Source organism: Brachyspira sp., from assembly GCF_050873525.1.
In the GTDB taxonomy this organism is placed as follows: domain Bacteria; phylum Spirochaetota; class Brachyspiria; order Brachyspirales; family Brachyspiraceae; genus Brachyspira.
In genome coordinates this window covers 1-9,674 of sequence record NZ_JBNMIZ010000095.1, presented here as the reverse complement: position 1 = coordinate 9,674, position 9,674 = coordinate 1, and the positions used below count along the sequence as shown (strand labels likewise).

Genomic DNA, 9,674 nt, shown 5'->3' with positions numbered 1-9,674 from the left:
TGATAGTTTCGATTGAAAATTTTAATAACTAATTTATAATTAAAAAAATTGTAAATAAGAATAATTACTATTTTATAAATTATAACACTTGATATTTATTCTTAAAAATGTTATAATTTTCTAACAGTTGAAGGTTATAAAATAGTTATATTACGAAATCGTATTTTTCTATTTTATAAATTTAATTTATATTAAAAAAAATTTAAAACAATAGGAGAATAAAACGATGGCAGACGATAAAAAATTATGTTTCTGTATGGGATTAACGGAAAGCGAAGTTAGAGAGGCAATAATCTCTAAAAAATTAAAAACCGTTGAAGAAGTTGGCGAGGCGACTAAAGCTGGAACGGGCTGCGGAGGTTGTCAAGGAAACATACAACATCTTTTGGACGAAATAAATAAATAATTATTTGTTTCGGTAATAACTTTAAAATATTTTTACTAAATTTTATGGAGGTAAATTATGTGGGAATACACCGATAAAGTTAAGGACCATTTTATCAATCCAAGAAATGTCGGGGAAATAGAAAATCCAGATGCCGAAGCTATGACTGGAAGTATAGTTTGCGGAGACGCTTTGAAACTTACTTTAAAAATAGATAAGGCTACGGAAAAAATAACTGATGCAAAATTTCAAACTTTCGGTTGCGCATCGGCGATAGCGAGCAGCAGCATTCTTACCGAAATGATAAAAGGCAAAACTCTTGACGAAGCTAAAAATATTACGAATAGAGATATAGCCGAAGAATTGGGAGGATTACCCGAAGAAAAAATGCATTGTTCGGTAATGGGAATGGAAACTTTGGAGAAAGCGATAAATAACTATCGAGGAATAACAACCGAAGACGATGAGCATGACGAAGGCGCTATAGTTTGCAAATGTTTCGGAGTAACCGACACAAAAATAAAAAGAGCGATAAGAGAAAATAATTTGAATACCGTTGAAGAGATAACTTTTTATACGAAAGCTGGAGGAGGATGCGGCGCTTGTAAAGTAAAATTGGAAGATATTTTAAACGAAGAGCTTGCCGAAAGAGAAAGACTTGCGGCAAACGCTCCTTTAACGACAGTTCAAAAAGTAAAAAAAATCGAAGAGGCTTTGGAAACGGTTATTAATCCAATGCTTAAAATGGACGGCGGAAGTTGTAAACTTGTCGATGTTGACGGAAATAAAGTTATAATTTCTTTTAAGGGCGCTTGTTCTTCATGTTTCGCTTCCAAAAATACTTTAAAAGGTTTTGTCGAACCTAAAATTAAAGAGATAGTAAATAAAGATTTGGAAGTTGTGGAAGTTTGATTTTCGGTTTAAATTTTTAATTTCGATTGGAGCAGAAAAATGGAAAATAAAAAATTAATTTATATGGATAATAACGCCACAACGAGAGTGTATGAAGAAGTTTTGGAGGCAATGCTTCCGTATTTCAAAGAAAAATATTTTAATCCTTCGAGCATGTATAGTTCGGCGGGAATCGTTCATAAAGAGATGGAAAACGCGAGAGGAGAAGTAGCCGATTTTTTGGGATGTCAGCCGATTGAAGTTTGTTTTGTCTCTTGCGGAAGCGAAGGCGACAATATGGCTATAAGAGGAACGATTGAAGCGTATCCGACTAAAAACCATATCATAACCACGAAAGTCGAACATCCCGCGGTTATTGAAACTTGCAAATCTTTGGAGAGATTAGGATATAGAATAACTCTTTTGAATGTCGATAGTGACGGAAATATAGATTTGGAAGAATTGAAAAGAAGCGTAAACGAAAATACCGCCATAGTTTCGATAATGTATGCAAATAACGAGACGGGCGTAATTTTTCCTATTAAAGAAATAGGAGAGATAGTAAAAAGCGCGGGAGCGGTTTTGCATGTGGACGCCGTTCAAGCCGCTGGTAAAATTCCTCTCAACATGAAAAACGAACCTTATATAGACATGCTTACGATAGCGGGACATAAAATACATGCCCCGAAAGGAATAGGCGCGTTATATATAAAAAACGGAACTAAATTAAGAGTAGTTCAAACGGGCGGACATCAGGAGAGAGGACGAAGAGCTGGAACGGAAAATGTCCCTTATATTGTCGGACTCGGCAAAGCATGTTCTATGGTGAAATCGGAACTTCCAAAATTTAACGAACATACTTCAAAATTGAGAGATAAACTCGAAGAAGAAGTTTCAAAAAGAATAGGCGATATAAAAATCAACGGGAAAAACGCGAACAGAGTAAGCAATACGACAAATATAAGTTTCAAAAATATCGAAGGAGAGTCGGTTTTATTACTGCTTGACGGCTACGGAATATGCACATCGAGCGGAAGCGCATGTTCTTCTGGCACTTTAGAGCCTTCCCCCGTTTTGCAGGCTATGGGAGTTCCGTTCGAATACGCTCATAGTTCTACAAGGTTTTCGTTATCGCTTGACAATACTATGGACGAGATAATTTATACTGCGGACGCTTTGGAGAAAATAGTCGCAAGGCTGAGGGATATTTCGCCTTATAGAAATTGATTTAAATTAAAGTAGATAAAAAATAATAAAAGCTACCCTGTTTAATTGACTCGGTAGCTTTTTATATTGAATTTGTTTGAAGTTATTAAATATAAAATTAAATTCTCAGAGTTTTCAAACGAATTTTTTAATAAACAATAAAAGTATAAAATTAATTTCCGCTATAAATCGATTCGATATCTTCTTTCAATAATTTTATTAATTTTTCTTTTAAATCGTATAAATTTGTATATTCATAAGGGAATTTAAATTTTATAGTCCATCTATAATATTCATCTTCAAAATCAAACCCTTCAAATAAATTATGTTTTTCAAGCCATGCCTTTATATCTTTATTATCTTGTTCCCATTTTTCCGTGCATTCAGGCGGATTTTCATCGTTAGCCGTATCCTCCTGTTCGGAATAAATTTGAAGTTTACAGATTTCATTTTCCGCATAAATTTCTATACGATAATTTAAGCCTCTTTTATTGCTATAAAACTCTTTATAAATATATCCCAATTCTTTAATTTTTTTAATTTCTTTAATAAAAATTAATATGCTATAAATATTTGTTTTAGTCATTGCCCCAAACAAAACATTTTTACCTTTTATTTTTCTTATTTCTATTACATTTTTTCCTTCTATAGTTTCTACAATTTCGCCTAAAGATATATTTTTTGTTTCGCTATTTGTCGTTAAAATTATTTTCTCATTTGTTATATATAAATTGCCTCTGTAAATTTCTTTATAAATATCTCGCCCGCCTTCTTTTCTTGGCTCATACCATCCCGTATTATTTATATTTATATAACAATTCTCTTCTCCTCCTAAAGCATTATCTAAAGAAGTTTGTAAAAATCTTTTATTTTTTATAATATCTTCAATTTCTTTAGAAACGCGCTTTTTTTCTTCCTCTTGTCGTATTCTCTCTTCTTCCTCTTCTTTGGCTTTGCGTATTCTTTCTTCCTCTTTTTCTTTTGCAATTTTTTGACGCTCCTCTTCCAGTTCTTTGTATCTACGATTTCTTTCTTCTTTTTCTTTTTCCGCTTGAATTATACGCTCTTCTTCTAATTTTTCATATTTATGTTTATTCCATAATTTGAAAATTAAATAAGTAATAAAAATAGAAAAGCAAAAACTTATAAAATAAATAAGAGAAACACTACCTAAAAAATACAATGTTCTTATAAAAAAAAGTGCAGATATAGGAAATATAAAAGAAAATAATATAATAGCCAATGTTACCTTCATAAATTATCCTCTTAATAAATGGATTTGCTTTACAACATGAAAATCATAAAACAAATCCAATTTATAATTATTTTTTAATCATTTTCCGCTATAAATCGATTCAATATCTTTTTCCAAGCATTTTATCAATTTATCGGCGAATTCGTATAACGCTTTTTCTTCTTCTGGGAATTTAAATTCTTTCATAAATCTCCACCAAGTGTTATCTCCTTCTTCAGGCAATCTAAATTCTTCAATTAATTTATGTTTTTTAAGCCAAGCTTCAATATCTTTATTATCTTGTTCCCATTTCTTTGTAGATTTAGGATTATCATCCGTAGCCGTTCCCTCTTCTCTCGAAAATAAAAATAATAAGCTTTTATCGTTATAAATATAAATATCTATAGCGTAATTTATGCCTCTTTTTTCACTATAAAAATCTCTGTAAAAACATTGATTATCCCAATTTTCTCCACCAAATTTTTCGGCTAAATTATTGATACGAGTTTTTATCAAATCGTTATACATAGTCGCTATTAATTCGATTTTCTCGTATTCTTTGCCGTCATTTACAATTTTGTCGTAAAATTCTTTTGTTAATTTATCCATTTTAGTTTCTCCTGTTTGTCTTAAAATTTTTAAATAATGTTCTAATAATAAAAGCCATTCTTTAGGCTCGTTATCATTCATTTCTTTTAAACTCTTTTCCAAAACCATAGTATAAAAATCTTCATTCTCTCCGTCATAACCGACTATAGTTTTTATCAATTCTTTTGGAATTTCTTTAACGCTGTCGTCTGCGGGTTTTTTATAAGAATTTGGCGATAAATATACTATTTTATCTACTTCCAATTTTTTACTATTTTTGCATTCGTTATAATATCTAAATAACTGCTCGGGCATATCTCTTGCCCAATTAAGTTTATTTTCGATTATAATGCAATTAGTTTCCGTTTTGATTAGAATATCAATTTTATTTTCTTCTCTGCTTACTTCATAGCTTTTATATTTGCTTTTGTCAACTCCGATAAACTTTAGAAAATTCTTTAATATAATTTCATTCTCAAATAATTTCGCTATTATGTCGGAATGAAAATTTTCTTTATAATAGCTATCAGATATTAACTCAAAAATATTGAAAGAATAATTCTCTTCAAAATTATTCTTTTTAATATATTCTCTATATCTTTGAAGCGTATCGCCGTCAATAAATTTTGAAGTAATCTTAAAGGCGCTTTCTATAATCTCTTTTGATTTATTAACAAAGAAAGAACCCCCATTCTTTTCTAATAGTTCTTGTAAGTAATTATAATCCATTTATCCTCCTTAAATTATAACGCTGGCGCATGCTTGCCTTTATAATTTCCGCTTGGATGTCTCGCACAGCTGCTAGCGGTTAATGAAGCAAGGTTTGAATAATTTTGTCCGCAATATTTACAAGTATATTGAGACTTTTCGCTTCCTTCATAAAGTTTATGTTTGCCCTTATAACTTCCATCTGGATGTCTTGCGCAGCTACTAGCGGTTAATGAAGCAACGCTCGAATATTTGCTTCCGCAGTATTCACAATAAAAATTTGCCATTTTAATTTCTCCTTATTTTTTAATTTTTTCTCCAACTATGCCCGCCGCCTTTAGAACAAGTGGCTTTCAGAGGATGGTCTATAGAATAAGTAGAATTACCACACTTTACGCATCTCCATCGAACAGATTTTGCATTAGCTGGTCTTTTCCACCAAGTATGTCCTCCTCCTTTAGAACATGTCCCATTTAAAGGACGAACGCTGCTTAAGGTAGTGTTCCCACATTTTGTGCATTTGTAATAATTACTAGCCATAATTAAGTCTCCTTAAAAAATTATTTATTAAAATTTAAATTTAATATCAATTATATTTATTCTTTTATAAAATTATGCGCTCCGCCTCTTGGACAACCAGATGTTTTCATGTAAAGCCCTGTTATTCCATTTCTAACTTCTCCACATTTTGTGCATCTAAATCTTCGTCTTTGGTTTCCTCCGCTATTTTTATCACTATTAGAAGCTATTGTAATAATTATAAAAAGTAGAACCATTAAACCTATACATATATATTTGCAAATATCATTAACAACTAATAATATTCTAAAGAATTTGCTTTCTTCGCCTAATGCTATGGATAATATAGATAGAGATATAAACGCCAAAGCTAAAATAATCATAATACTTCTTTTATAAAACAAAAACATTTCATTATTTGCCATATAATTTTGAAGTATTATAGGAACTACATAATATATAATAAAAAATGTTAAATACATAATCCAAAAAATCTTAATTCTCTGTATAAATCTTTTCATGATATATCTCCTTTATTAGATTTTGAATTTTTGTAAAAACTTTTATACATTTTTTACTCCTTTATTTATTTCCCTTTATATTATGCGAAAACTTAAAATAATTAGTATTCATATATTTGGGCGTAAATTTTACATCATCCGCGGACTTCCATGTTTCTCCTTGCGCTTCTTCATACCAATGTAATTTATCTCCTTTTAATTCAATTCCTATTATAGAAGTTAAACCAAATCCCGAAACACTATAGATTGATTTATTTTTATCTACATTTTTTAACAATGTATAATCTACCAATAAACCAGCCAAAGCTGCCAGCCCATCGCCATACATCTTTAATTTATTGGAAGAAAAAGTAAGCGACATTAATACGCCACTGTCAGTATAGTTCGTGTAAACTCTTCCATCCAATTTTGAAGAAAGTTCTCCTCCATCGCAAGCATAAATTCCTATCATAAAGATAGCCGTTAAAGTTAATAATATTTTGATTGTTAATCTCATTTTTTTCTCCTTTGTATAAAAATTTAATTATTTATCTTTTTTTATCACGAATAAATATACTCTTACAATAAATATTCCTGCCAACAAAAAACCGTTTAATATAAAAGTTTTAAGTATGGTAAAAACAAGAGTATTTCCTTCCCACAACTTCGACATAATCGTCTCGGGATTAGAATTAAAGAATAAATATATTCCCTGTAATATTAGCAAAATTAAAAGAGCGAAAAATATTACATCGATTTTCTTATTTTCTTTAATCCAAGTTTTCAATGTTTCCAAATCAAATTTCATTTTATTTTCTCCTTTGTTTAATATATTTTTTATTTTATTTAGTTACATATTTGCCTTCGGCGTCTTTGAATTTTCCTACGAGTATGACAAAGAAATCTACAATGACTACGATACAATATGCGCTCATTCCTACAATTCCCAAACCCGAAATTAAAAATCCAACCCAAGCTGAAGAAAATACGGCTGTTCCCATGCCAATGAAAGCTAAAATAATAGAGACGACAAGAATTGCCCACATAGTTAAAGCCTCTCTTACTCTGCCGACATAGAATTTATGACCGTATATCTCCCCTAAAAAGATGCATAACAATAGGCATGCCACCCAGCTTTTTTCCGACCTATCGTTACCTTTAATAATTTGTTCTTGAACATTATTTTGTTCCATTTTTTACTCCTTCGCCTTTCGGCTAAAATTTAATCTTTAATTAATTATAAACTATAACTAGTATCGCTCACCGATACTAGTTTTTTATTCTAAAATTTTATTCCTTTATCAAATTTCCCTCGATAAAATGATTATTCCAATCTATATCATCTTTTCTCTGAACAGGCATTTTGCTCCAGTCTATATTTGGTTTAGGGTCTCCGTTCCTATCAAAATTATTTTGAATCCAACTATCTAATAAACTATCATAATTAGGAACTCCATATACTTTAAATTTATTATTAATAGTGTCTAATTTAATGCCGTAATAATACCAAACTTCGCTATTCGGAATAGTATAATTATAAAAAATATTTCTTATATTAATCTTCTCATAATATATCGCGGTTGTCTTATCTATAGCTCCCCAGAAATTATATGTAGTCGCTTCGCCATATTGTCCGCCGCTTGACAATACATTTCCGTTAGGTTGAAAAGTATAAGTGGTTATATATTTTTCTTTAATGCTTTTACTTTTTACTTTATTCAACCATTCGTTATTAGCCGCTGTAGTCGTTGAAGTTTTTGGTTTTTCGTAATCATAACCCGTCTTTTTACCAAGCATAATATCTTCAAGCTGTTTGTCGTAAAGATTTCCATATTTAATGCCACCAGAAGATATTAAAGTAAATGCAGAACTATAATAATAACTGCCGCTTCCGTCCTCTTGATAATAAAGTCCGCATAAATCCGTTTTCCCATATTGATTTATTTCTTTAGCTCCCCAGAAAATATAATTTTCACTCCGTTCTCCCCCGCTTCCGTCTTGATATGTAAATGTAATAGTAAGGTTTCCGTTGGCGTCAAATTTATATTTTTCGTTTTCGCCCGCAATTTCTCTATTTTTTATGCTATTTCTCCATTTATTAGCTTCTGCAGTTGAAGTTTGAGTTGGATTTATTTTGCTATTATCGGGTCCAAGTTTTGAAGGATGCATAATTAATCCAATATTTTCAGAATATGATGATTGGCTTATTTCTTTATCGTTATTATATAAAGTAAGATACATGCTATCATAATATTGTCCGTTTCCATAATCTTTATAATAAAGCCCGTATAAAGAGCCGCTTTCTTCAGCGCCGCCCCAAAAAGTATAATTTTCAGTTTTACTAATTTTATTACCTGTAAACTCTCCAGTAGTTGAATTATATTCATCCTCTTGATACTTAATGTTAAGATTTCCGCTATTGTCAAATATATAATTAGCCGAACCATCGCTTCTATAATTTCCCGTTATTGATTTAGTTTTTACTTTATCTTTCCATTTGTTAGCTTCTTCAGTTGAAGTTTGAGGAGGATTTATTTTACTATTGTCGGGTTCGGGTTTTGAAGGATGCATTAATAATCCCATACCTTCAAAATATGATTGATTTATTTCATCGGATGTTATTAAAGTATAAGAAGTTGGACGATAATAATTTTTTCCGTCATATCCATCGTTTTGATAGTAAAGCCCATGCAAAACGCCGTCATTTATAGCTCCCCAGAAAATATAATTTTCACTCCCGCTTACGCCTTGATATGTATATGTAATAGTAAGGTTTCCGTTGGCGTCAAATTTATATTTTCCGCTGTCTCCCGCTATTTCTCTATTTTTTACGCTCTCTTTCCATTTGTTAGCTTCCGTTGTAGAAGTTTGCGGAGAGTTTATTTTAGTATAGTCCGTTTCTTTTTTATTTGGGTCTTCGTTAAATATTGTCGTTTTCATTTTATCGTCTAAATCGCCTTCAACTCCTTTTATACATTGATATTCATCTTGATACGATACGGGCATAAAAGAGGCTTGAAAATTTTCAGTTCCCATATTATAAACATTATAGTAATAAGCGATTTTATTATCGTTAGGCGACATTCCCCAGAATTTATAAGTTGTTACTATGCCGCTTCCTTCATGACTTATAGTCATATCTCCGTTTCCATCGAAAGTATAAGTAGTATTTCCCTCTTCTATAACTTCCCCTCTTGAATATTGAGAGAAATGTTCTCTCAAATAATTTTTAGAGGTTTCCGTATCCGTTTGCGCAGGCTCTCTATTATCGGGCGGTAATCCTCCGCCGTTTCCGCCAGTTATAGAATCGCCTCCGCAACTTACGATTAAAAACATAAATAAAATAAAGTTTGAAATTGTGAGTAATTTTTTCATGATAAAATCCTCTCTTTTAATTAAAATTGAAAATAATTTATAAAAACATTTAAATGAATAAATGCTTTTGGCAGATAAAGATTTATGATATAAACAGTTAAAATACTTTCCAAACGATTTGAAAATACTTTTAAGATTAACTTTTTTAATATAAATAAAATTACTTTTCGATTTTCCGCAGTCGAAATTATAAGCAAAAAATAATTTGAATAAGTTTTTAATGAATAAATAGAATAATATTTTATAATTAGTAAGTAAACATAAACTT

Annotated in this window: 12 protein-coding genes; 3 read left to right on the top strand and 9 right to left on the bottom strand. The window is 30.7% G+C overall.

What is annotated here, in order from left to right; genetic code table 11:
- Positions 1–226 precede the first annotated feature (226 nt).
- From ACR0QS_RS07640 to nifS, 3 genes are read left to right on the top strand one after another with little or no spacing between them, the layout of a single operon-like run.
- Positions 227–406 carry a (2Fe-2S)-binding protein gene (locus ACR0QS_RS07640; RefSeq protein ID WP_432632847.1) on the top strand — a complete coding sequence of 60 codons (180 nt, stop codon included), beginning with the start codon at positions 227–229 and terminating at the stop codon, positions 404–406.
- Positions 407–463: 57 nt separating this feature from the next.
- On the top strand, positions 464–1,297 hold the full coding sequence (gene nifU / locus ACR0QS_RS07635) for a Fe-S cluster assembly protein NifU (protein WP_432632846.1): 834 nt from the start codon (positions 464–466) through the stop codon (positions 1,295–1,297).
- A gap of 39 nt (positions 1,298–1,336) precedes the next feature.
- Positions 1,337–2,503, top strand: coding sequence for a cysteine desulfurase NifS (gene nifS, locus ACR0QS_RS07630; RefSeq protein WP_432632845.1), 1,167 nt, complete (start codon positions 1,337–1,339; stop codon positions 2,501–2,503).
- A gap of 151 nt (positions 2,504–2,654) precedes the next feature.
- Here the strand turns inward: nifS and ACR0QS_RS07625 are convergent, their stop codons facing one another.
- From ACR0QS_RS07625 to ACR0QS_RS07585, 9 genes are all read right to left on the bottom strand, one after another.
- A complete protein-coding gene (locus ACR0QS_RS07625; protein ID WP_432632844.1) occupies positions 2,655–3,737 on the bottom strand; it encodes a hypothetical protein in 1,083 nt (360 codons plus the stop codon).
- A gap of 78 nt (positions 3,738–3,815) precedes the next feature.
- On the bottom strand, positions 3,816–5,033 hold the full coding sequence (locus ACR0QS_RS07620; RefSeq protein WP_432632843.1) for a PD-(D/E)XK nuclease family protein: 1,218 nt from the start codon (positions 5,031–5,033) through the stop codon (positions 3,816–3,818).
- Between the two features lie 14 nt (positions 5,034–5,047).
- Positions 5,048–5,299: a hypothetical protein gene (locus tag ACR0QS_RS07615; RefSeq protein ID WP_432632841.1), complete on the bottom strand. Its 252-nt coding sequence runs from the start codon at positions 5,297–5,299 to the stop codon at positions 5,048–5,050.
- A 19-nt stretch (positions 5,300–5,318) separates the two neighbouring features.
- Positions 5,319–5,552, bottom strand: coding sequence for a hypothetical protein (locus tag ACR0QS_RS07610; RefSeq protein ID WP_432632840.1), 234 nt, complete (start codon positions 5,550–5,552; stop codon positions 5,319–5,321).
- A gap of 56 nt (positions 5,553–5,608) precedes the next feature.
- Positions 5,609–6,052 (bottom strand): hypothetical protein, encoded by a 444-nt coding sequence (locus tag ACR0QS_RS07605; protein WP_432632839.1) that lies wholly within the window; start codon positions 6,050–6,052, stop codon positions 5,609–5,611.
- 61 nt (positions 6,053–6,113) lie between these two features.
- On the bottom strand, positions 6,114–6,548 hold the full coding sequence (locus ACR0QS_RS07600) for a hypothetical protein (protein ID WP_432632838.1): 435 nt from the start codon (positions 6,546–6,548) through the stop codon (positions 6,114–6,116).
- 27 nt (positions 6,549–6,575) lie between these two features.
- A complete protein-coding gene (locus ACR0QS_RS07595; protein ID WP_432632837.1) occupies positions 6,576–6,839 on the bottom strand; it encodes a hypothetical protein in 264 nt (87 codons plus the stop codon).
- A 34-nt stretch (positions 6,840–6,873) separates the two neighbouring features.
- Positions 6,874–7,224, bottom strand: coding sequence for a hypothetical protein (locus tag ACR0QS_RS07590; RefSeq protein WP_432632836.1), 351 nt, complete (start codon positions 7,222–7,224; stop codon positions 6,874–6,876).
- A 97-nt stretch (positions 7,225–7,321) separates the two neighbouring features.
- Positions 7,322–9,406: a hypothetical protein gene (locus ACR0QS_RS07585; protein WP_432632835.1), complete on the bottom strand. Its 2,085-nt coding sequence runs from the start codon at positions 9,404–9,406 to the stop codon at positions 7,322–7,324.
- Positions 9,407–9,674: the final 268 nt, after the last annotated feature.

What these genes read in the sequence shown, in the direction of transcription:
- ACR0QS_RS07595 (WP_432632837.1), bottom strand. Translation starts at nt 6,839, where the DNA reads ATGAAATTTGATTTGGAAACATTGAAAACTTGGATTAAAGAAAATAAG.
- ACR0QS_RS07615 (WP_432632841.1), bottom strand. Translation starts at nt 5,299, where the DNA reads ATGGCAAATTTTTATTGTGAATACTGCGGAAGCAAATATTCGAGCGTT.
- ACR0QS_RS07620 (WP_432632843.1), bottom strand. Translation starts at nt 5,033, where the DNA reads ATGGATTATAATTACTTACAAGAACTATTAGAAAAGAATGGGGGTTCT.
- ACR0QS_RS07640 (WP_432632847.1), top strand. Translation starts at nt 227, where the DNA reads ATGGCAGACGATAAAAAATTATGTTTCTGTATGGGATTAACGGAAAGC.
- ACR0QS_RS07625 (WP_432632844.1), bottom strand. Translation starts at nt 3,737, where the DNA reads ATGAAGGTAACATTGGCTATTATATTATTTTCTTTTATATTTCCTATA.
- ACR0QS_RS07600 (WP_432632838.1), bottom strand. Translation starts at nt 6,548, where the DNA reads ATGAGATTAACAATCAAAATATTATTAACTTTAACGGCTATCTTTATG.
- ACR0QS_RS07590 (WP_432632836.1), bottom strand. Translation starts at nt 7,224, where the DNA reads ATGGAACAAAATAATGTTCAAGAACAAATTATTAAAGGTAACGATAGG.
- ACR0QS_RS07585 (WP_432632835.1), bottom strand. Translation starts at nt 9,406, where the DNA reads ATGAAAAAATTACTCACAATTTCAAACTTTATTTTATTTATGTTTTTA.
- nifU (WP_432632846.1), top strand. Translation starts at nt 464, where the DNA reads ATGTGGGAATACACCGATAAAGTTAAGGACCATTTTATCAATCCAAGA.
- nifS (WP_432632845.1), top strand. Translation starts at nt 1,337, where the DNA reads ATGGAAAATAAAAAATTAATTTATATGGATAATAACGCCACAACGAGA.
- ACR0QS_RS07605 (WP_432632839.1), bottom strand. Translation starts at nt 6,052, where the DNA reads ATGAAAAGATTTATACAGAGAATTAAGATTTTTTGGATTATGTATTTA.
- ACR0QS_RS07610 (WP_432632840.1), bottom strand. Translation starts at nt 5,552, where the DNA reads ATGGCTAGTAATTATTACAAATGCACAAAATGTGGGAACACTACCTTA.